This window comes from Stenotrophomonas sp. FBCC-B152, from assembly GCF_059134105.1.
The window spans coordinates 4,358,055-4,379,393 of the sequence record NZ_CP101442.1; the positions used below are offsets into that span (position 1 = coordinate 4,358,055).

Genomic DNA, 21,339 nt, shown 5'->3' on the forward strand with positions numbered 1-21,339 from the left:
GCCGAAAGAAAACTGGTAGCGCCGGCCGTTGGCCGGCCCTCACAATGCCGGCGGTGTGGCCACCACCGCGTGGCTGCCGCCAGCCCGGTAGTGCCGGCCCCCAGGCGGCACCGCACGGAAAAACAGAGCACCACCGCCCCACCACGGAGTCACAAGTGTTCGCACCCTACTGGGCAGAATTCCTAAGCCTGGCGATAGTCCACCTACTAGCAGTAATAGCCCCAGGCCCAGACTTCGCAGTAGCCGTCCGCCAAACCGTCCGCTTCGGCCGAAAAGCAGGCATCTACACCTCGCTAGGCATAGGCGCAGGCATCTCAGCCCACGTCCTCTACACCCTCATCGGCGTAGGCGCACTGCTGCACACAACCCCCTGGCTGATGACAGCAGCCAAGTGGCTCGGCGCGGCCTACATCTTCTACCTCGGCATCAAGTTCCTCCGCAGCACGCCCAGCACAGGCGGCGAGGCCACTCCCGACAGGCCGAGTGAAGTTGTGCAGCAAACCCCCAAGCAAGCCTTCGTCATCGGCTTCATGACCAACGCCACCAACCCCAAGGCGACGCTGTTCTTCCTGGCAGTATTCACCACACTGGTCAGCGCAAAGACACCGCTCCCTGTACAGATGCTCTACGGCCTGTGGATGTGCCTGGTCAACGCAGCATGGTTCGTCTTGGTCAGCGTAGCGCTCTCCGCAGCAGCCGTACGTCAGCGCTTCATGCGCGCCAGCCACTGGTTCGAACGGGTAATGGGCGTGCTGCTGATCGGGTTTGCGCTGAGGCTGGTGTTCATGGCGTAACACGAACTCGGCTGAGGGCAGGGCGGAGACACGCCGGCGTGTCTCCAATGCCTCGGCTAAGGCCGGACGGCAGATGCCGCGCCTCCAGCTACTCGCTCAACGCGTCCGAACGACTCTTCTTCGGCTTGTGCTTCTGATACCGGTACGGCAACGGTACCGGCGTCTCATCCAGCGTCAACGTAACGCGGCCGGGCGTCACCTCTACAAACACCCGATGCCCCGTCTTGAACCCCAACCGCTCCATCCATACCCCGCACAGCGACAGGTAGGGAATGGACAGGTCCGGCGGCAGGATGTTGCCGGCAGGGTGCCGCAGGGCGGAAATGCGTAGGCTCTTGGGCTGATACCAGCCGATGCCAACCTGCTGGCTGGGATCGTTGCATGAATCCATCTTTGAACTTTGCATGCGTCTACTCCATCGGAAGTTCCCCCTCGTCGGCGACGAGGAAGTCGGGAGGTTGATATCCGCTAAACCAACGGCGTGACTTATTTCCCAGGGGGTGTTGTATATCGCCACCCTCCCGACGCAGAACTTCGTACTTCCACTGGTTTAGAAAGGGGATATCAAGCCCCGAATCCAGACAATGCACTCCCTCTCAACTAAAGAGAAGTTGATGCTTGCCCAGCATACCGCTCTGTTCGATTAACTGGATCAATGGTGTGACGCAAGTGAGCCAGAATATTTCCGTCTGGGGAACATAGCTGGAACGACCGTCCCAAAAAACACCGGAATTCTAGCGAGCCCAGGACGCCTATTCACTGGCAGGGTGGGATCAATGAGATGTCGTAAGCAACAGGGGATGCGCTGAACGTTGCCACGCAGCACCGGAGCAGGGCTTAGCGCCGTCCGTCTGCAGTTATGCAGACGGGGCGATCCCTCACCTCTGGCCAGAAGCGGAAGTAGCTTGGGCGAATGACTCGGGATGTTCTACCCGGGGTAAAAGAGGAGGAGTCACTCTAACCTACAAAACAACAGACTTGGTTCCCGCGTCGGTTTGACCGTATAACAACTAGATTCTGCGACTAATGGCGTATCCTCCACCTTCAAGAATCACCAGTGGCGGCGGCAATGTCTTTCTCCATCTTATTGGCAAAAGTTAGTAGTAACCGAGCAAGGCCAAGAAGCTCAGCGTCGAGGATTGGCATGGGGCGCTGCACAACGATGTCGGACCTAATTCCATTCGCAAGCTGACGCGCGAATCGCGCTTCCACCCCGACGAACCTTGCCGCATTGATCACGCCAAGATGTGATCTGAAAAGAGAAGAGACACGCTGAATGGCGGGCGCACCAGAAGCCTTCAGTTTGGTCAAGAACGAACCAGCATCGGTTTCTTCCGCAAAAATGACCTGTAGGCGGTCCTGAGGATGATAACCAACGCCAGTAAGCAAGCCTTCGATCGCGGCCTCACGGTATCGCCGCTGATCGAGCCTCTTGACTGATTCGCTCACTTCGAGGGCTTCATCGATTACCAGTTTCTCGTCGGAGCTATAGTGCCCTGGCCATGCCTCGAACTCGCCAGATTCGAGCTTATCTGGATGGTCGCGCCAGTACCTCATGGTCGTCAAAACGTCTTCAATCCACTCTTCGGGCGTGAAGGAAGTGATGTGAATCTCAGCAAGGTAGTTAATCGTGCGGAATATCTGGAAGAAGCGCATCAACACCGCTGGAGCGCCATCAATGGCAGCAGCACGCAGCCGCGTGACCGCCTCCTGTACGTCCGAATCTGAATGCTCGTAGTGATGACGTAGAAGTTCAAGGTCGTCGATGGTGACCGATCCGCCGTCGCGCAGGTGAAAATCTTCTACCAAGGACATGGGGTCGAACTCCGAGCCCCGCGCAATGGAAATGAGCGTCTTGGACTCAGGCCACCCGTATGCAGCATCAGCCAATCCGAGCTCATCGAGCAGGCTTGATAGCCTCCCGACTTCATCAGATGAGCCATCGGGAGGCAGATGGGCGTTCTCAGACCGGTTCATCCTAACCATAGAAATAACTAAGCCGACGTCGCCCTGAAATGCTCGCTCGACGAGACGCGCGTTGTCAGGGGAACGTGCAATTGCTGCTGACCAAAAAAGCACTGCGGATGGAAGCGAGCTGCTCATGACTCGACCGGCCGCGTCTTCTGGAATTTCCCGAACGATGGCTTCCAGTTCAGTAAGGAAGAATCTGACGGTTCGGAGATTCACAAGCTTCGCGCCGGTAATGAGCCCTACCAACTGCTCAAGACCGGCCCCCAATACCCGTCGGGATTGCGCGTCCGAGAAGCCCTTGACAATCTCATCGCAAAAAACGCTGACGGTAGGGGTGACGACGATCGTCTTCCCGACAATTCTCTCCTTGTAGTCAGCGTAAGTTCCCAATTGAGCCACGGCCCTCCCTTCATCGGCGATCAAGATGCAGTGAATTCCGCTAGCATCCAACAGATTGACAACGAATCCGAAGAGGGCAGAAAACGGGCCCGCGAATCGCTCCACATCATCAATGCAAACGACGGACTTGCCAGGAGCGATGTCCGCTTTAAAACTGATGTCTTTCGGATCAATCTTGACCACTCTGAGGAGCGCCTTGCCGATGACCGCACTGGTCTCGCCCAGTAACGAGTTGGCGAGGGGCGCAATCGAGGCGGTAAACAATGCGTCTTCAAGATCGGCAGAACTCTGCAGTCCTGCGGCGGAAATCGTAATGGGACGCAGCCCGCTTAGATTACTCGAATAATGTGACCAGAAAAATGACTTCCCTGCGCCCCATGGGCCTGATAGAAGTAATGCGTAACCCGGCGGGACGTTACGAAGATATGCATCGATCGCTTGCATGAATTGGGCAACCTATGTAACACCAATATCCCATATGTTAGCGCGATGCTTAACACAGTAGCTAGCGCGCGAGTATTGACGCATTGGAATGCGCGGGCTCGACCGACGTAATGCTTTTGGGTGCGACGGACATTGTGCGAACGCCTGGCGGGGATAGCCCCCCCCATCTCTCCAGCGCAATGGATCAAACAAGAAAGCACTGCAAAGGTCGGGTAGACGAGCAATGCTCGCTCGGCTACCTCCCGGAATCTCGGGCGTGCCCACTGAGGCTAAGGAGCGAAATTGGCGTACCCCGCACAGCAAGTTCGAAGAAGAGATTGGTCCATGGGGCGGGTATCGCACGAGGTGCGATGAATCATAACCTCGCCGAGGCTGCTGAAATGGCTGACTTATAGGTGCTGCTCTGGTCTCGGTGCTCTAGGGCACCTCGATCCCACCTAGCCAATCGAAGTTTTCACGCGTGACGATTGGTGGGGCATGCTCGGGCGCGAGCTGGTCAAACACATGAGCAACAGCCAAGCGCAGGTTGCGCAGGTGTTCTCGGCAGCGGTTTTCGTCCACGGCGGTGAAGACTGTCGAGGTCAGCGCGACCGGATCGACTTCTTCGTCGCGCTCCTTTGCGTGCATGAACGCATTGCGCAGTTCACGCATCCGATCTAGCGAACGGTATATCGGCTGACCGGACCCGAGCGGCACGAATGCACGGCCGGCGGCATGCGCAAGTGACGCGCCAGCTTCGTTGATCTTTTGCAGCGGTTGTCGCCGGTCACGGTGGTCGGGATGAGCACCGGTCTCCAAGAAAGCGAGGCGGTTGCCGATAGCCTCGACGCAGGCCGCCATAGCTACCACACAGTACACGCCGTGAACGAACGCGGCTTCAGTGTCATTCTTAGTGGCTGCAGCCTTAAGCGATTCGAACTCGCGCAATGCCTTTTCATAGTGCAGCAGCGCGAACGACAGCTCGATCCGTGGGTTTCCTCCAGCGTCGTGGGTTAGACGGCCGTAACGGGTCAGCGTGGGCGCAACATAGTCGAACGGACTTTCAAGCGGCGCGTGCTCGCAGTGGTGCGCGGTCGCCGCGGTGAGGATCTTCTCGTTCTCCTCGAAAATAGAATCCAGCAATGCGGCCAACCGAACCATGTCGCGTGACTTGTCGCGGGGTCCATTGATGTACTCAAGATGGAAAGTCAGTACCATTGCTGCCAGTGAGTCAAAGTTGACTAGACCGCTCCTCGGCCGGCTGTAACCGTCGACGATCACCAACTCGGCAAACTGGCGCTGGTAGCTACCGTTCCCGTCGACGAAGATGTAGTGCGTGTTCAGCGCCGCGAACGGATGCATGCCAACGGCGAACGTGTCATTGAAGCTCATGATCCAATGCGCACGGGGATTGGCCATGCCCTCTACAATCACCTTTGAATCTGGAGTCAGTCCAGCATTGACGCCGCCACCCATCAATCCCGAGATCAAACGACTGCTGCCTTCCTCGGGTCGGAGGTTCTGCATTAGGCGACCGCCAGAGAAAACTGCAAAGTCACCCATCGCCTGGCAGTGCGCATCCATCCGGTTGGTATCGACAGCCAAGAATGGATAGGTATCGATCGGTACCCATACGTCGCGGTAGCGTTGCAGCACATGCTCGACTGCTAACGGCACCACTGTCGGGAGGGCTACGCCGCTAACGCCATAATATCGCTGCCTCATGCTTGGTCCTATCACCAACCTTAGATTGTTGAAGCTTAGAGCGTATCTGCTCTCGCGGCATCTCTCAGTTTGCACTTGCCGTTATGCACGAGCGCATTGCTCGTGTGAAGTCCATGCCGGGCAGTGGAGATTGCTTAGCTTCGGTCGGTTCCCGTAGAGCTGGTGGGATACCAATCATCCTCGCTATGATCGCCGGATATGGCGACAAGGGACGCATATGGCAGTCAATCATCCAAGGCGTTGCTGCGGCTTGCTGTTCGTCGCGGCAATTGCCTTATCGTCTGATCCGAGCCTTGCGGCCGGACCCAAGGACGGGATAAGCAACTACAGGATGGACGAGCTGGTACAACTGATAGTGGACGAACCGTTTCCGGTCGGATTCCCTTTGTTCTCAAGGATAGGCGCATCAGGCTTTCACCAGGAGAGCCGAAGTGATGCGGCGAACATTTCATTTCGGTCCGCTCCGATACAGAGCAAGGATGGAGGCCGAATAGAGTTCGTCGAATTCAGGGTGGCGCCAAATCTTGGAGGGGGGTCTAACTTCTTCTATGTGGAACTGGATCCAGCCGCGTGCTATCCGCTTTCTGCGCTCAAGAAGAAGTACGAAGTAACGAAGTTCATCGTCCCGCCAAACCCCCATATGGCGGCAGACCAAGGGGGGAAGGCGCCGCCGCTGTATCGTGCGCAAACTGCGGGCGCCACGTTGATCATTGGGGTTGACCAAACGCCTCGTGAGTGCGTGTCGAGTCTAGCTAGAAGCAGACTCTGATCGAGCGAATGCTCTCTTGGGTTGTGCCAGAGCGTGAGCCTGGCACGTCTGAATCCCTTCAACAGGGGGGGCGCGTTGCAGCCATCCAACGCGCGCGAGCTGTGCACTGTAGGCCATGGATGCCTACGGTACGCGCGGAATTACTCCGCCGGAATGAGAAGTGGCTTCTCTTTGTCTTTCAGAAGGAAGACAACGAACTTGGCGGGCTTGGTCTGGCTGGCATTGCGGCCCACGGTGTGAACATCGTCCGGGCCTTCATAGAACGTCTCGCCCGCTTTGATGGTCTGCTCAGGCTTTCCCCTCACCCCCATGATGATGGTGCCATCGAGCACGTACACGATGGCATGCGCATCGTGGCGGTGCACAGGATCGACCGCGCCCGGTGGGAAGTCGACGGTGATGAGCGTGATCTCTTTGCCCGGGTAGTCCTGCAGTGCCTGCGATGCCACCTCGGCAACCACCGCGTGCGGGGCATCGGTTGAGTGCGTGCCCCCGTGCGCGATGGCGGTGCCGGACAGCAGGCAGAGGCCGACGGAGAGAGTGAGAGCCGCCCACATCGCGCGCCCGTTCATTGTGCCACCGCCGGGGCGGCGGACAGGCCTGCCTTGTCCAATCCCCATGCCTTGTCGAAGGAACCGGGGACAGCGAGGAAGGCCACGTTGATGCGGTTCCACGCGTTGATGCCCGCGATCACGAAGGTGAGATCGGAGATCTCGTTCTCGGACAGCTCACCGCGAACGCGCTCGTACAGTGCGGTCGGCACGCCGTCCTTCGGAATGCAGGTCAGCGCCTCGGTCCACGCCAGGCTCGCACGCTCGCGCGGCGAGAACAGGTTGGATTCACGCCAGATCGCCACATGGTGAAGCCGCAGTGCGTTTTCACCGTGGATGGTGGCCTGCTTGACGTGCATGTCGACGCAGAACGCGCACCCGTTGAGCTGCGAGGCGCGGATATGCACGAGATGCCGGATGGACGCTTCGATGGAGCTCTTTGCTTCAGCCATGCTGAGTTCCATGAGCTTCTTGGTCAGCTCGGGGGACTGCTGCTGGTAGTCGAGACGTTGGGTCATGGTCTTGGGTCCTGGGAAGGGGCGCGGGGGGATTGCAGCGCGGTGCCACGTTATGCCCAGCCACCCCCTTCCCGGTAGACGCCTGCGGGTAACTTCGCTGTTTACTCCATCGCAACAATGAACGCGTCACACGGCCGCGCGCTGGCGCGTCTATCTTCCATGGAGTGACCAGAGGGACCGGTACCCAGATCCTGGCCTCGCAGCCTCGCTATTGCGAGGCAGAAGCCGTGATCTGGTTCGGGGTGCGGGTGTAAGTCACAATGCGGTTCCGGCTTCCCTTCAACGGCAGTAAGACTCCAGGGAGTTGTATGCGCAGCCTTCTACTTCTGATGGCAACAACCGCGGCACCGGCCTTTGCGGCAGAGAACCCGCTTCCAGACGATTTCAACGCGTTGTTCGCCACTACCTGCATGCAGTATTACTACGCGCAGGACACGCTGCGTGACCAGATGAAAAGCCACGGATTGGAGGTTCTTCCGCCAGACCAGGCTGGGTTCTTCCTCGGCGGTAAGGAAGGAACCGCCTGGATCTTTGTTGCTCCAAGCACGCGATATGTCATTTCACTCAGCAAGAATTCCGTTTGCTCGGTATTCGCCCAGCGCGGAAACCCGGAGCAGATCCAGGCGGGATTCCTGGAACTGGTGGGAACAGCGCCAGCGCCGTTGGTCGCTCAGGCGCCGGACACTGCTGGGCTGGGGCCAAACAATGATCTTGCCAAAACCGTCGCCCGCTCTTGGGCACGCCCCGCGGACAAGGAAGAGCTTCTGTTCGTGCTGACAACATCTTCGAGTGAAGAGGTGACGGCACAGGCCATGGCCTCCATGGCGCGGGTCAAGAGGGACAGGTAGTCATCAGGTCGATGCCGATCTGCTCACTCACGCGCATGGGGCAGCATGTTGCATGTGCGCGGTGCGAGGTCACCGACTCCATCTCTGGAAGGATTGAACCAAGGGCACTCACTCCGCTGGCACGGTCCCGCCATCAGGCAGTACGCCGATAGCGCCCAGCCATATGCGCGCCAGCGACGGCCAGTTCGCCAGCGCTGTGTTTGCCACTCGCAGGCCGAAGGCGTGGCCGCCACGCGGATAAAGGTGCAACTCAGCGGGAATCCCGGCCTGCTGCAATGCCAGGTAGTACGTCATCGAGTGACGAACATCATCGGTGGGGTCATCGCCTGCCTGTAGGATGAAGGTCGGCGGACAGTCCTTTGCGATTTGCACTCCCGCATCCAGCGCCAGGCCCGGCTTGCCCTTGTCCCACAGATGGCCCGGATACAGCGCCAAGGCAAAGTCCGGCCGCGTGGGCTGCTGGTCGGCCGCATCAACGGCGTCGTAACTGCGCGCTGGAGCGTTGCTGACGTCCGCCACCATGCGTCCACCGGCAGAGAACCCAATTACGCCCACCCGGTGTGGATCTACGCCCAGTTCGTGGGCCTGCGCCCGCAACAGCGCGATGGCCCGCTGCGCATCCTGCAATGCCATTGGCACCTCGGGGATGCGCCGGCAATTGCATTCGTCAGCCCAATACGGGCCGGAGCCGGGAACGCGATACTTCAGCAGCACGCAGGTGATGCCCTGCCCGACGAGCCAGTCGCAGACCTCGGTGCCCTCCAGGTCGATGGCCAGCACGCGGTAGCCACCGCCAGGGAACACTACGATGGCCGCGCCTGTATTGGCCACGACCGGCCGGTAGATCGTCATGCTGGGCCGGGAGACCAGTTGGACCATGGTGACCGGCTGGCCAGCAATGGTCCCCGGGCTGCGGCCGAAGCGTTCGGCGCCGGTCGTGGCGGGCAGCTTGATAGCCAGGGAATCCGGCCACAAGGGTTGCTCGATGGCGGGTGCCTGGGGATGCCAGGGGCGATCCTGCGGGTCGATCAGCGGCTCCGCTCCGGTGCGTGCCGCCTGGCAGGGGGCGCAGGCGAGCAAGGCGAAGAGCCAGGCCAAGGCGGTGGTCCATTTCATCCAGCGCGCTCCAAGCCCATGTCGCTTATCCACGCCGGCTTGCCATCATGCGCGCCGCATCCTGCGAGGGTGGCAGACCGAACGCACGCGCGTACTCGCGGGTGAACTGCGTAGGACTCTCATAGCCGACATCGAGCGCGGCCGCGGTAACGCTTGTTCCCCGCGTCGCCAGAATCTGGCGGGCCTGCAGCAGGCGCAGCTGCTTCTGGTACTGGAGCGGGCTCAGCGCGGTGGCGGACTTGAAGTGGCGGTGGAACGCTGACTCACTCATTGCCACCTGTTCGGCCAATGCCGCGATGCGCAGCGGCTTGGAGTAGTCGCTGCGTATACGCTGGATGGCGCTGCTGATACGCGCCAGCGCCGAATCCGGTGTGGCCAGCTGCCGCAGCATGCACCCGTGTGGTCCCTGCAGCACGCGGTACAGGATCTCGCGCTCGTAGGCCGGGGCCAGCGCAGGTATCTCGCTGGGGCGTTCCATCAGGCGCAGCATGCGTACCCACGCATCCATCAGTTCGGGGGTGACGGCAGCGACGTTGAAGGCTTCGGTCTGGGTGGAGGGCTCGCCGCGCCCGGTGGCGGCATCGGTGGTGTCGCACAGAAGCGCTGCGATGATGCCAAGGTCCAGCGTGAGGCTCACCGCCAGGTACGGTTCGCCGGTGCTGGCCGGGTGCACGGCACCCACCGCCGGCAGGTCCACGGACATGATGAAGTACGTGGCCGGGTCGTATTCGAGGGTCTTCTCACCCACGGTCATGGATTTGCTTCCCTGCAGGATCAGGTTGATCATCGGCTCGTATACGGCCGCCAGGGCATGCTCCGGGATCTCGCCCTGCACCATGGCAACGCGGGGAATGCCCGTATCGGTACGGCGATTCTCGGCATGCGCCGCGAGCCGGCGCAGTTCTTCCAGTGCGTTGTCCATGGCCACATTGGACACCCGCCACAGGGGGCTGGCAAGGCGGAAAGCAGGAATAGGCAGGAATTGGCGAGGATCAGGTCGGCGCCCCGCAGCCGGCAACCCTAGCCTGTGCATCTCCCCTCACTGCACAGGACTACCTGCATGAAACACGTACTGATCACCGGCGGCAGCCGTGGCATTGGTGCCAGCGCCGCGTTGCACTGCGCGCAGCGTGGCATGGGCGTCATCCTCACTTACAACGCCCAGCCCCATGCTGCCCAGCAGGTGGTGGAGCGCATCCAGGCAGAGGGCGGTACCGCAGTGGCCCTGCAGCTGGATGTGGGCAACACCGAAAGCTTTGCGGCATTTGCCGCAAAGGTGAAGGACACCTTGCAGGGCACCTGGGGCGCCTCCGCGCTGGGTGGTTTGGTGAACAACGCCGGGTTCGGGCTGTTCAATCCGATCGAGACGGTGACCGAGGAACAGTTCGACGGTCTGTTCAACGTGCACCTGAAGGGGCCGTTCTTCCTCACGCAGGCACTGCTGCCGCTGCTGGGTACGGGCGCGAGCATCGTCAACGTCACCAGTGCCACCACGCGCGTGGCCACCGCCGGGGTGGCGCCGTATGCCGCCTTCAAGGGTGGGCTGGAGGTGCTCACCCGTTACATGGCCAAGGAGTTCGGCGAACGCCGCATCCGCGTCAACGCGGTCGCACCCGGGGCGATCCGTACCGAGCTGGGTGGCGGGCTCAATGATGAGTTCGAAGCGCTGCTGGCCGCGCAGACGGCACTGGGCAGGGTAGGTGAGCCGGACGACGTGGGCCGCGTCATTGCCGGGCTGCTCGGTGATGAGCAGGCCTGGGTCAATGCGCAGACCATTGAAGTGGCAGGCGGCTACAACATCTAGTTCGCAACGGGAGTACGACATGCTCGACCACATTTTCCTTACTGTCACCGACACCACCCGCTCGGTTGCGTTCTACACGGCCGCACTGGCCCCGCTGGGCATCGTCAACCGGCTCGACTACGACGGCCGGCAGGGCCCACCCGGCCACCCGGACCTGAAAGGCTTCGGCGCAGGGGGCCGGGTCTTCTTCTGGCTGCGGCAGGGCGTAGCGGCGGCGCAGGCGGCACATGTTGGCTTCGTGGCAGATTCCAGGGCGATGGTCGATGCCGCGCACGCCGCCGCGATGGCCGCCGGCGCCAGCGAGATCCATCCGCCCGGACCGCAGCTGCACTACGACCCACGCTACTACGCCGCGCAGGTGCGCGATCCGGATGGCTACAGCCTGGAGTTCGTCTACAAGAGCTGGCAGCACGGCCAGGAATGATGCCGCCGACGACAGCGGAAGTCAGGACTACTTAAGCGGCCGGCCCGGTGCTAACGTTCGCTAACGGCCCAAAGCGGACATCAGCCCGGGCTCGGTGCAGGCACAGCCAACTGGCTCCCAAGGGCCCGTCTACCAAGGAGTGGAAGACTGATGATTACAGACCTCTGGCCATACTTCGCGGGATCCGGATTCATCGCGGCCCTGTTCTTCAAGTTGCGCGGCATCGCAATTCTTGCCGGCGTTCTTTTCGTAGGCGCGTTTGCGGGTCTGGCGATCACTGGCCTTGCCGGATCGAACACATGGCCTTGGATCTTCGGCATTGCACTTATGGCCTCGCCCATCATCGGTGCGATTGCACTGGCGGGAGTTCTTTTGGGATGGCTGATAAAAGCGGTCATTTGGAAAGCCACGAGCGAGCCAACGCAGTCCAGCGACGATGCCGACTAACAGTTCACCCAAGGGTGCGAACATCCGCTTCAAACCCATAACGGCGACCGGTCGGGATGTCAGGCATGCGTGACTGCAGCGAATCTGGGGCATCCGGGAGCCGTTCCAAGCCGTCACTCCTTGGGCGGATGAGTGCCATGAAAGGGTACTTGTCCTTCATGGCGGCATGTCTGTTGGCGGGCTGTACCACGTTGCCGCCGCTATCGGAGGGTGTCACCCTTTCGGTTCGCTCCTACGACCGCGCTACTGGGAACTACGTGCTGGAACTGCGCAACGAGACGGCGCGGCCGGTGCTGTACCTCAATCCGTATCTGAATTTCGACGCCATTCGCCGGCCAGACCCGGAGCCTTTCCCGGAAGGGCTGGCAGGAATGGCGGTTATGGTCCACAGCACAAAGCTTGCCGCAGGCGGGTCTGTGGTCCTTTCGGGCAAGTGCACTGCGGGTGGCCTTTGTTCCAGACCGGAAACCTACGTGGCCGTCCGCGCCTGTTGGTACGTGAGGTCCTGGGATTGCGAGCAGTACTTCCCGATCTGGTCGAAGAAGCCGTTGACCGGTGTCTGAGTGTCCGACTGGGCATAATGCAAGGACCCCAGCAAGGAACTCGGGCCATGAGTCGAGCCGACGCAATGAAGCGCACCACTCTCATCTTTCTCGCGTTGGGCCCAGTGATCGGCGGCATCTCCATTTTCGCGCAATTCCTGGTCTTTGATCATCCACTAGCGTTGGCCGAGCTCTTCAGTTTCGGAATGATCTGGATGGTGATCTTCTTCGCTATCGGCGGCTACGTTGTGGGTGCGGTCCCGGCGGCCGCCACCGGCCTGCTCTTCTCCTTCGTGGCCTCACGGCGTACGCTGAATCTCGTGGAGAGCATTCTGCTGGGGTCCGGTGCGGGCTTCCTCACCAGTGCGATGGCCGTAGTGGTTATCGCTTTGCTTAACCCCGGCGCACCCAAGTGGAACTGGATCATTCCCTTGGCCGGCGCGCTGGCTGGCACACTTTGCAGTGGCCTCTGCTGGATTTTGGAAGGCAAACGAAGCCGTTTACCCGCAAAGAGCTTCGAGGACTAAGCGACTGCTCGCAGCGGGTTGCACCGTATGTCCGCTTCTGGCCGTCAGCGGCCCCCAGCCGCGAAAGCGGCCAGCTCCTCCGCCTGACCCTCGGGGAAAGATTCCTTGAGCAGGTCGAGCAGCGCCGACACCCTTGAGCTGAGCAGCCGTCGCGACGGGTACAGCGCCCATATCTCGATGGGCGGGGCCTTAGCATCTCCCCACGACACCAATGCGCCATCCCTGAGATCGTCGGCAACCAGCGAGAAGGGCAGCATCGCCGCGCCGGTGCCTGCACGAACGGCATCGCGCACCATGGTCAGTGCGCCCAGGCGCAGCACCGGATCCACCGCGATACTTATTTCGCCACGCGGCGTCACCAGGTCCCAGCCGGTGGCATCGCTGGACGGCCGGAACACCGCAGGCGCCGTCTCGCCCATCGCGGGCAGTGGCAGGTCCGGGTGTGCCACCGCCACCAGGCGATCCCGGATCAGCACCCGCCCCACCAGCCGCGCATCCGGATCCGGATTGACCCGTATCACCAGGTCGTAGCCTTCCTCCACCATGTCCACGGCGCGGTCTTCGGTGGTGACATCGAGCCGCACCTGTGGGTAGCGCTTGACGAATTCGGCTGCGATCCTGCCCAGCGCCATCTGCGAGAACAGCATCGGTGCGCTCACCCGCAGTCGGCCACGGGGCGTATCGCCGCCGGAGGCAATGGACGTGGCCGCTTCATCCAGTTCGGTAAGCAGCGTCTCGGTGCGCTCGAACAGCGCCCGACCTTCCTCGGTGAGCTTCAACGTGTGCGAGCCACGCTCGAACAGCCGGACCCCCAGGCTGGCCTCCAGCTCACCCACGCGCCGCGAGAGTGTTGCCTTCGGGCGGTCCGCCGCGCGCGCGGCACGGCCAAACCCGCCGTGTCGCGCCACCAGGTTGAAGTCGGCCAGGGCCAGCAGGTCCATGTGTTCCACCAGCGAGACAGGTGGTCCAAGTATATGGGCTATCGGTCCGCAAGCGGATCAACAACCATGAGGCCTCACCACTCACCCGGAGTACCCCATGACCATTCTTCTTACCGGCGCCACTGGCACCATCGGCCGTCAGGTCGTCCAGCACCTCACCCAGCGCGGCGCAAACGTTCGCGCACTGGTCCGCACCCCTGCCACCGCCAACCTGCCCGCCACCGTGGAGCTGGTGCAGGGTGACATGCTGGAGGTGGATGCCCTCCGCCAAGCGATGAAAGGCGTCTCCACGCTGTTCCTGCTCAACGCCGTGGTCGCCGACGAATTCACCCAGGCGCTCATCACCCTCAATGTTGCCCGCGAGGCCGGGGTGAAGCGCGTGGTGTACCTGTCGGTGATCCACAGCGACCGCTATGCCAACGTGCCGCACTTCGCCGGCAAGTTCGGCGTGGAGCGCATGATCGAGCAGATGGGCTTCAGCGCCACGATCCTGCGCCCTGCCTATTTCATCGACAACGACCTCACCATCAAGGACGTGGTGCACGGATACGGTGTGTACCCCATGCCGATCGGCAGCAAGGGGCTGGCGATGATCGACACCCGCGACATCGCCGAGATTGCTGCCATCGAACTGCTCAACCGCGAACAGGCGCCGGGCAACAGCGCGCTGACCCGACTCAACCTGGTGGGCCCGGAAGCACTCACCGGAGAACAGGTGGCTGCCATCTGGAGCGATGTGCTGAAGCGCCCCATCGCCTACGGCGGCGATGACACGGCCGCCTTCGAGCAGAACCTGCGCCAGTTCATGCCGGCGTGGATGGCCTACGACATGCGACAGATGGCCGAGCGCTTCATCAGCGACGGCATGCTGCCGGGCGCGGGTGACGTGGAGCGGTTGATGCAACTGCTGGGTCGGCCGTTGCGTACGTATGGGGCGTTCGCGGCGGAGCAAGCGTCAGTGAGCTGAGGGCGGACAGCAGCATGTCGTAGGGCCGCCTTGTGCGGCCCTTTTTCATGGGCTGAGATCCCCGAATGCCTGCAAGCTGCTGTTTTTCTTAACCATTCACGCATGGCGCTCGGCGTCTGAAGGAAAAATTAAAGATTGGTCCCTCCCTGCCGATCATGTGATGCACCGCACACTTTCATGTTTTTTAAACATTTGCGTCATCAGGGGACCAGGGAATGAACAGAGTATTCAAGGTGGTATGGAGCAAGGCCGTGGGTCAGTGGGTTGTGACCTCGGAATTCGGGGTGGCCGCAGGTGGCCGCACCCGCCGCATGGCCAAGCGGCTGACCACCGGCCGTCTGGCGGCCCTGAGCCTGATGACCGCGCTGGCGTTGTACGGTCCCTCCGCGATGGCGGCGGCGGACATCACCAACATCGGGTTCGAAACCGGAACGCTGAGCGGCTGGACGTATTCCAAGACCGGCACCCAAGGCTCTGGCAGCTATAGCGGTGCCGGTGTCGGCGCCGCGGTGGTCACCGGCATGACCGATTTCGCGTCCAAGGACGGCAGCCATAGCTGGACGGTGACGCCCTTCGGCAACAACATGGCCTCATTGCAGGCGGGCGGCGGTTCGGACTCGTTCGCCACGGGTGCAGCCGCACTTGGGCTGAACGCTGCAAGCCAATCGCTGGTGGCAAACACGATGGCCGGGTCGCCCACGAATGCATCGTGGCTGTACCAGGACCTGACCCTCGCTGCGGGTGACTACTTCAGCATGGCGTGGCAGTACGTCTCGACCGACTACGAGCCGTACAACGATGCCTCGCTGACCTCACTGATCAACCTCGGCGACGCCTCGGTGTTCGCGACGGTGAACAACCAGAACGCGCAGTACGCACTGCTGGGCGCCACCAACCTCGGCACGGGCAGCTACTCCACCGGGAGTTACGGCGCGACCGGCTGGCAGGTCGCAACGTACCAGGTCAGCACGGCCGGCACGTACCGCCTGGGATTCATGGCAATGAATCTTGATGACACGCTGTGGAGCCCCGTTCTTTTCGTCGACCAGGCGCCCGGCCTGACCTTCGACAAGGGCGTGCCCTTCGGTCCGGTCGCGCCCAACCCGGGCAGCGGCGCGCCGAGCACACCGACTACCCCGACCGGCCCGATCATCATCGATGGGCCCAAGGGCACCGATGAGCTGGGCAACGAAGACGAGGCGTCGTTCGAGGGCGGTACGCTGGTGGTCGACAAGGACACCAACGTGGATGTCGACTTCAAGATCGACGACAAGCCCGGCACCATCGATCAGAACGGCCACGACTCGACGTTCACCGGCAAGATCGACGACGCCACCGCCGGCGTGCCGGGCTCGCTGATCGTCAAGAACAGCGGCAACGGCGGTTCGGTCACGCTGACCAACACCAACGGCTACACCGGTACCACCGAGGTCGACGAGAACGCCACGCTGGCATTGGCCGGCAATGGTTCCATCGAGAATTCGAAGAAGCTCGTCATCGACGGTACGCTGGACGTGACCCAGGCCGGTCCGGTCGTGAACATCACCTCGCTGGACGGCAAGGGTGATGTGGCGCTGGGCAACAACACGCTGTCCATCACCGACGCCAACGACGAGTTCGAAGGCACCATCGGCGGGCAGGGCGACGTGGCCATCAAGGGCGGCACGCAGGTGCTTTCGGGCAACAACACCTACGCTGGCGGTACCTCGGTCAGCAACAACGCCGTGCTGCAGGTAAGCAGCGATGAGAACCTGGGCGACGCCGCAGGCAAGCTCACGCTTGATGGCGGCACGCTGCACACCACCGGCGACGTCAATAGCGATCGCGACGTGGTCCTTGCGGGCAATGGCACCTTCATTACCGACGCCGACACCACGCTGACCAACAGCGGCGACGTGTCCGGCAATGGTGGCCTGATCAAGAACGGCGAAGGCGGCCTGGACCTGACCGGTACGGTGAGCCACAGCGGTGGCACGACCGTCAACGAAGGCGAGCTGACCCTGTCGGGCCAGAACACCTACACCGGCGGCACCACCCTCAACGGCGGCGTGCTCAACGTCAGCAGCGACGGCAACCTCGGCGATGCCGCAGGCGGCCTGACCTTCAATGGCGGCACGCTGCACACCACCGGCGACGTCAACAGCGATCGCGACGTGGTCCTTGCTGGCAATGGCACCTTCACCACCGACGCCGACACCACGCTGACCAACAGCGGCGACGTGTCCGGCAATGGTGGCCTGATCAAGAACGGCGAAGGCGGCCTGGAGCTGACCGGTACGGTGAGCCACAGCGGTGGCACCACCGTCAACGAAGGCGCGCTGACCCTGTCGGGCCAGAACACCTACACCGGCGGCACCACCCTCAACGGCGGCGTGCTCAACGTCAGCAGCGACGGCAACCTCGGCGATGCCGCAGGCGGCCTGACCTTCAACGGCGGCACGCTGCACACCACCGGCGACGTCAACAGCGATCGCGACGTGATCCTTGCTGGCAATGGCACCTTCACCACCGACGCCGACACCACGCTGACCAACAGCGGCGACGTGTCCGGTACTGGCGGCCTGATCAAGAACGGCGAAGGCGGCCTGGACCTGACCGGTACGGTGAGCCACAGCGGTGGCACGACCGTCAACGAAGGCGAGCTGACCCTGTCGGGCCAGAACACCTACACCGGCGGCACCACCCTCAACGGCGGCGTGCTCAACGTCAGCAGCGACGGCAACCTCGGCGATGCCGCAGGCGGCCTGACCTTCAATGGCGGCACGCTGCACACCACCGGCGACGTCAACAGCGATCGCGACGTGGTCCTTGCTGGCAATGGCACCTTCACCACCGACGCCGACACCACGCTGACCAACAGCGGCGACGTGTCCGGCAATGGTGGCCTGATCAAGAACGGCGAAGGCGGCCTGGAGCTGACCGGTACGGTGAGCCACAGCGGTGGCACCACCGTCAACGAAGGCGCGCTGACCCTGTCGGGCCAGAACACCTACACCGGCGGCACCACCCTCAACGGCGGCGTGCTCAACGTCAGCAGCGACGGCAACCTCGGCGATGCCGCAGGCGGCCTGACCTTCAACGGCGGCACGCTGCACACCACCGGCGACGTCAACAGCGATCGCGACGTGATCCTTGCTGGCAATGGCACCTTCACCACCGACGCCGACACCACGCTGACCAACAGCGGCGACGTGTCCGGTACTGGCGGCCTGATCAAGAACGGCGAAGGCGGCCTGGACCTGACCGGTACGGTGAGCCACAGCGGTGGCACGACCGTCAACGAAGGTGAGCTGACCCTGTCGGGCCAGAACACCTACACCGGCGGCACCACGCTCAACGGCGGCGTGCTCAACGTCAGCAGCGACGGCAACCTGGGCGATGCCGCAGGCGGCCTGACCTTCAATGGCGGCACGCTGCACACCACCGGCGACGTCAACAGCGATCGCGACGTGGTGCTTGCGGGCAATGGCACCTTCACCACCGACGCCGACACCACGCTGACCAACAGCGGCGACGTGTCCGGTACTGGCGGCCTGATCAAGAATGGCGAAGGTGGCCTGGAGCTGACCGGTACGGTGAGCCACAGCGGTGGCACGACCGTCAACGAAGGCGAGCTGACCCTGTCGGGCCAGAACACCTACACCGGTGGGACCACCCTCAACGGCGGCGTGCTCAACGTCAGCAGCGATGGCAACCTGGGCGATGCCGCAGGCGGCTTGACCTTCAATGGCGGTGTGCTGCACACCACCGGCGACGTCAACAGCGATCGCGACGTCGTCCTTGCTGGCAATGGCACCTTCATTACCGACACCAACACCACGTTGACCAACAGCGGCGACGTGTCCGGCAATGGTGGCCTGATCAAGAACGGCGAAGGCGGCCTGGACCTGACCGGTACGGCGAGCCACAGCGGTGGCACCACCGTCAACGAAGGTGAGCTGACCCTGTCGGGCCAGAACACCTACACCGGTGGCACCACGCTCAACGGCGGCGTGCTCAACGTCAGCGACGACCGCAACCTCGGCGATGCCGCAGGCGGCCTGACCTTCAACGGCGGCACGCTGCACACCACCGGCGACGTCAACAGCGACCGCGACGTGGTCCTTGCGGGCAATGGCACCTTCATTACCGACACCAACACCACGTTGACCAACAGCGGCGACGTGTCCGGCAATGGTGGCCTGATCAAGAACGGCGAAGGCGGCCTGGACCTGACCGGTACGGTGAGCCACAGCGGCGGCACGACCGTCAACGAAGGCGAGCTGACCCTGTCGGGCCAGAACACCTACACCGGCGGCACCAACCTCAACGGCGGCGTGCTCAACGTCAGCAGCGACGGCAACCTCGGCGATGCCGCAGGCGGCCTGACCTTCAATGGCGGCACGCTGCAGGCATCCTCGTCGATGACCACCGGCCGATCGATGGTGCTGGACAGCGTGGGCGCGCTGCGCAGCGGTGAAGGCAGCACCCTGACGGTCACCGGCCCGATCAGCGGCGGCGGCACCTTGGTGGCGGACGGCCAAGGCACGCTGGTGCTTGGCGCGGCGAACACCCACGCAGGTGGCACGCTGATCAGTGGCGGAACGGTCGTGCTGGCAAATGCTGGCGGCTTGGGCTCCGGCGCCGTGGCGATCAATGATGCGACCCTGCGCACGACGGTCGACGCCCAACTGTCGCAGCCGATGTTTGTGACCGGCGAGGCAACTCTGGATGTGGCCTCGGGCACCACGACGCTGACTGGCATGCTGGACGGTTCGCGCAGCACCGGCTGCTTCATCAAGAGCGGTGCCGGTCGCCTCAACATGGCAGGCACCGCGGTCCTGGCCAATGGCACGTGCGTCAACGAAGGCACCCTCAGTGCCAATGGCGTGCTGCTGAGCAATGTGCAGGTGGAACGTGGTGGCACGGTCCGTGGTACGGGCGCCATCGCCGGCAACATGCGCGTCGATGGCACGCTGGCCCCGGGCAACTCGCCGGGCACGCTGGCAGTGACGGGTACGGTCACGCTGACCGACGACGCCACGCTGCAGATCGATATCGACGGGTACGGCACCGGCGCCGGGGCCGGCAATTACTCGCGCCTGCTGGTGTCCGGCGCGGCCGGTCGCTTCGTCGCCAACGGCACCCTGCAGCCCCTGCTGCGTGGAATCAGTGGCAATGCGAGCAACACCTTCACCCCGAAGGTGGGCGACATGTTCCGCATCGTCAGCGGCGAAGGCGGTGTGACCGGTACCTTCGACAGGCTCCTGCAGCCGACCGAGGGCTTGGCCGCCAGCACGCGCTTCCAGGTGTACTACACCACCGGTTTCGACATCGATCTGTACGTGACACCGACCGCCTACAGCGCTGACCTGGTGGGCAAGGTCAACGGCAACGGCCTGGCCACGGCGGCTGCACTGGATGCCCTGGTGGAAGCCAGCGACGCCGGCACCACCACCGCAGAGCAGACCGATCTGCTGCGCACGGTGTGGCAGCAGGATGCGGTGGCACTGCCGGTGATGGTGACCGCCCTGACCGGTGAGAACCACGCCAAGCTGGCCGCGCTGGCGCAGTCCAATGCGACCGCACTGGCCGACGATGTGACCGGTCGACTCGGCCAGGGTGTGCTGGTGGATGCATCCAGCACGCGTATCGAACAGCTGCTGTGGGCCAACATCGGCTACGGGGATGTGTCGGTTGACGCGGATGCCAGCGCCGATCGCTTCGATGCGCGCCAGCGCCGTGCCACGGCCGGTATCGACGTGTACCGCTCCTCCAACGTGGCGTGGGGCGCGGGCCTGGGTCGCACGACGTCGGAACTGGAACGCAGCCCGCTGGACAACACGTTCGACAGCAACGCGTTCTTTGCCTATGGCGCAGCCAGGGCAGGTGCGGTGGTGCTGGACGGCATGCTGTCCTACTCGGCCGATCGCTGGGAAAGCCAGCGTCCGGACGTCCTGGGTGCCGACGGTGCACTGTCCGGCAAGGCCTCGGGTACTACCCGGATGGCCAGTGCCGGTGTCAGCCTTCCCTTCACTGCGGCAGGCCTGAGCTGGCAGCCCTCGCTGCGCGGCAACTGGCAGAAGGTTGAGCGCAATGCCTACCGCGAAGGGGGTGACTCGCTGGCGGCGCTGGACGTTGCACGCCTCCAGGCCGAAGGCAGCCGCGCCACGCTCGGCCTGTCGGTCGGCTCGCTGGTGAACGATCCGCTGGCGGCGCGTGCGACCTGGCAGTTCGGTCTGCAGGCGGGCATCAACCACGGCCAGGCCCGCCAGGCCACGGTGACAACCGCCTTGGCCGGCCAGCGGGTGGACCTGTCCGCCGCCGAGGCGGGCAAGGCCTTCGGTCGGGCCCAGCTGCAGGGCACCGTGCGCCTGGGAGCGTCGAGCTACCTGTACGGTGCCGTCAGCACCGAGCAGGGGTCGGGCGTGGAGAACAACAGCGTCAACGCGGGTATCCGCATCGCGCTGTGATGCCAAGCAGCGGGAGGGCCCTGCCTTCCCGCTGCCGCATGCAACCGAGGCCGCGCATCCCACTGGGGTGCGCGGCCTTTCTCATTCACTGGGTCGAAGGCAAACAGCCAGGGCGCGCCAA

Annotated in this window: 17 protein-coding genes; 9 read left to right on the forward strand and 8 right to left on the reverse strand. The window is 62.9% G+C overall.

Annotated elements, in window-relative coordinates:
- Positions 1 to 155: 155 nt before the first annotated feature.
- On the forward strand, positions 156 to 794 hold the full coding sequence (locus tag NMB40_RS19735) for a LysE family translocator (RefSeq protein ID WP_494359573.1): 639 nt from the start codon (positions 156 to 158) through the stop codon (positions 792 to 794).
- Positions 795 to 882: 88 nt separating this feature from the next.
- On the opposite strand, the gene NMB40_RS19740 is transcribed toward NMB40_RS19735, so the two are convergent.
- From NMB40_RS19740 to NMB40_RS19760, 5 genes are all read right to left on the reverse strand, one after another.
- On the reverse strand, positions 883 to 1,200 hold the full coding sequence (locus NMB40_RS19740) for a SymE family type I addiction module toxin (protein ID WP_494359574.1): 318 nt from the start codon (positions 1,198 to 1,200) through the stop codon (positions 883 to 885).
- A gap of 638 nt (positions 1,201 to 1,838) precedes the next feature.
- Positions 1,839 to 3,608, reverse strand: a complete 1,770-nt coding sequence (locus NMB40_RS19745; RefSeq protein ID WP_494359575.1) for a hypothetical protein — start codon at positions 3,606 to 3,608, stop codon at positions 1,839 to 1,841.
- A 417-nt stretch (positions 3,609 to 4,025) separates the two neighbouring features.
- On the reverse strand, positions 4,026 to 5,312 hold the full coding sequence (locus NMB40_RS19750) for a hypothetical protein (protein ID WP_494359576.1): 1,287 nt from the start codon (positions 5,310 to 5,312) through the stop codon (positions 4,026 to 4,028).
- Between the two features lie 909 nt (positions 5,313 to 6,221).
- Complete coding sequence (locus tag NMB40_RS19755) at positions 6,222 to 6,653, reverse strand: cupin domain-containing protein (RefSeq protein ID WP_494359577.1); 432 nt, start codon at positions 6,651 to 6,653, stop codon at positions 6,222 to 6,224.
- Positions 6,650 to 7,150, reverse strand: a complete 501-nt coding sequence (locus NMB40_RS19760) for a carboxymuconolactone decarboxylase family protein (RefSeq protein WP_494359578.1) — start codon at positions 7,148 to 7,150, stop codon at positions 6,650 to 6,652. The genes NMB40_RS19755 and NMB40_RS19760 overlap by 4 nt, the downstream gene beginning before the upstream one ends.
- Before the next feature lie 308 nt (positions 7,151 to 7,458).
- Here NMB40_RS19760 and NMB40_RS19765 point away from each other — a divergent pair, with 308 nt between their 5' ends.
- Positions 7,459 to 7,998, forward strand: a complete 540-nt coding sequence (locus NMB40_RS19765; protein WP_494359579.1) for an NMCC_0638 family (lipo)protein — start codon at positions 7,459 to 7,461, stop codon at positions 7,996 to 7,998.
- Positions 7,999 to 8,106: 108 nt separating this feature from the next.
- Here the strand turns inward: NMB40_RS19765 and NMB40_RS19770 are convergent, their stop codons facing one another.
- Together NMB40_RS19770 and NMB40_RS19775 are read right to left on the reverse strand one after the other, a co-directional pair.
- Positions 8,107 to 9,114 carry an alpha/beta hydrolase gene (locus tag NMB40_RS19770; protein ID WP_494359580.1) on the reverse strand — a complete coding sequence of 336 codons (1,008 nt, stop codon included), beginning with the start codon at positions 9,112 to 9,114 and terminating at the stop codon, positions 8,107 to 8,109.
- Positions 9,115 to 9,139: 25 nt separating this feature from the next.
- On the reverse strand, positions 9,140 to 10,036 hold the full coding sequence (locus NMB40_RS19775; RefSeq protein WP_494359581.1) for an AraC family transcriptional regulator: 897 nt from the start codon (positions 10,034 to 10,036) through the stop codon (positions 9,140 to 9,142).
- 138 nt (positions 10,037 to 10,174) lie between these two features.
- On the opposite strand from NMB40_RS19775, the gene NMB40_RS19780 reads away from it, so the two are divergent.
- From NMB40_RS19780 to NMB40_RS19800, 5 genes are all read left to right on the forward strand, one after another.
- Positions 10,175 to 10,918 carry an SDR family NAD(P)-dependent oxidoreductase gene (locus tag NMB40_RS19780; RefSeq protein ID WP_494359582.1) on the forward strand — a complete coding sequence of 248 codons (744 nt, stop codon included), beginning with the start codon at positions 10,175 to 10,177 and terminating at the stop codon, positions 10,916 to 10,918.
- A gap of 19 nt (positions 10,919 to 10,937) precedes the next feature.
- Positions 10,938 to 11,342 carry a VOC family protein gene (locus tag NMB40_RS19785; protein ID WP_494359583.1) on the forward strand — a complete coding sequence of 135 codons (405 nt, stop codon included), beginning with the start codon at positions 10,938 to 10,940 and terminating at the stop codon, positions 11,340 to 11,342.
- Between the two features lie 150 nt (positions 11,343 to 11,492).
- Entirely contained in the window at positions 11,493 to 11,789 is a 297-nt protein-coding gene (locus NMB40_RS19790) for a hypothetical protein (RefSeq protein WP_494359584.1), read from the forward strand.
- 137 nt (positions 11,790 to 11,926) lie between these two features.
- Positions 11,927 to 12,352, forward strand: a complete 426-nt coding sequence (locus NMB40_RS19795; RefSeq protein WP_494359585.1) for a hypothetical protein — start codon at positions 11,927 to 11,929, stop codon at positions 12,350 to 12,352.
- Between the two features lie 47 nt (positions 12,353 to 12,399).
- Entirely contained in the window at positions 12,400 to 12,858 is a 459-nt protein-coding gene (locus NMB40_RS19800) for a hypothetical protein (RefSeq protein WP_494359586.1), read from the forward strand.
- Between the two features lie 44 nt (positions 12,859 to 12,902).
- On the opposite strand, the gene NMB40_RS19805 is transcribed toward NMB40_RS19800, so the two are convergent.
- The gene (locus NMB40_RS19805; protein WP_494359587.1) at positions 12,903 to 13,799 is read right to left on the reverse strand and encodes a LysR family transcriptional regulator; all 897 of its coding nucleotides are present in this window, start codon (positions 13,797 to 13,799) and stop codon (positions 12,903 to 12,905) included.
- 97 nt (positions 13,800 to 13,896) lie between these two features.
- On the opposite strand from NMB40_RS19805, the gene NMB40_RS19810 reads away from it, so the two are divergent.
- Together NMB40_RS19810 and NMB40_RS19815 are read left to right on the forward strand one after the other, a co-directional pair.
- Positions 13,897 to 14,766, forward strand: coding sequence for an SDR family oxidoreductase (locus tag NMB40_RS19810; protein WP_494359588.1), 870 nt, complete (start codon positions 13,897 to 13,899; stop codon positions 14,764 to 14,766).
- 215 nt (positions 14,767 to 14,981) lie between these two features.
- The gene (locus tag NMB40_RS19815; RefSeq protein WP_494359589.1) at positions 14,982 to 21,218 is read left to right on the forward strand and encodes an autotransporter-associated beta strand repeat-containing protein; all 6,237 of its coding nucleotides are present in this window, start codon (positions 14,982 to 14,984) and stop codon (positions 21,216 to 21,218) included.
- The last annotated feature ends 121 nt before the right edge of the window (positions 21,219 to 21,339 follow it).

Excerpts from the sequence above, each read along its gene's own strand:
- NMB40_RS19740 (WP_494359574.1), bottom strand. The coding sequence starts at position 1,200 with ATGCAAAGTTCAAAGATGGATTCATGCAACGATCCCAGCCAGCAGGTT.
- NMB40_RS19745 (WP_494359575.1), bottom strand. The coding sequence starts at position 3,608 with ATGCAAGCGATCGATGCATATCTTCGTAACGTCCCGCCGGGTTACGCA.
- NMB40_RS19750 (WP_494359576.1), bottom strand. The coding sequence starts at position 5,312 with ATGAGGCAGCGATATTATGGCGTTAGCGGCGTAGCCCTCCCGACAGTG.
- NMB40_RS19755 (WP_494359577.1), bottom strand. The coding sequence starts at position 6,653 with ATGAACGGGCGCGCGATGTGGGCGGCTCTCACTCTCTCCGTCGGCCTC.
- NMB40_RS19760 (WP_494359578.1), bottom strand. The coding sequence starts at position 7,150 with ATGACCCAACGTCTCGACTACCAGCAGCAGTCCCCCGAGCTGACCAAG.
- NMB40_RS19765 (WP_494359579.1), top strand. The coding sequence starts at position 7,459 with ATGCGCAGCCTTCTACTTCTGATGGCAACAACCGCGGCACCGGCCTTT.
- NMB40_RS19770 (WP_494359580.1), bottom strand. The coding sequence starts at position 9,114 with ATGAAATGGACCACCGCCTTGGCCTGGCTCTTCGCCTTGCTCGCCTGC.
- NMB40_RS19775 (WP_494359581.1), bottom strand. The coding sequence starts at position 10,036 with ATGGACAACGCACTGGAAGAACTGCGCCGGCTCGCGGCGCATGCCGAG.
- NMB40_RS19780 (WP_494359582.1), top strand. The coding sequence starts at position 10,175 with ATGAAACACGTACTGATCACCGGCGGCAGCCGTGGCATTGGTGCCAGC.
- NMB40_RS19785 (WP_494359583.1), top strand. The coding sequence starts at position 10,938 with ATGCTCGACCACATTTTCCTTACTGTCACCGACACCACCCGCTCGGTT.
- NMB40_RS19790 (WP_494359584.1), top strand. The coding sequence starts at position 11,493 with ATGATTACAGACCTCTGGCCATACTTCGCGGGATCCGGATTCATCGCG.
- NMB40_RS19795 (WP_494359585.1), top strand. The coding sequence starts at position 11,927 with ATGAAAGGGTACTTGTCCTTCATGGCGGCATGTCTGTTGGCGGGCTGT.
- NMB40_RS19800 (WP_494359586.1), top strand. The coding sequence starts at position 12,400 with ATGAGTCGAGCCGACGCAATGAAGCGCACCACTCTCATCTTTCTCGCG.
- NMB40_RS19805 (WP_494359587.1), bottom strand. The coding sequence starts at position 13,799 with ATGGACCTGCTGGCCCTGGCCGACTTCAACCTGGTGGCGCGACACGGC.
- NMB40_RS19810 (WP_494359588.1), top strand. The coding sequence starts at position 13,897 with ATGACCATTCTTCTTACCGGCGCCACTGGCACCATCGGCCGTCAGGTC.
- NMB40_RS19815 (WP_494359589.1), top strand. The coding sequence starts at position 14,982 with ATGAACAGAGTATTCAAGGTGGTATGGAGCAAGGCCGTGGGTCAGTGG.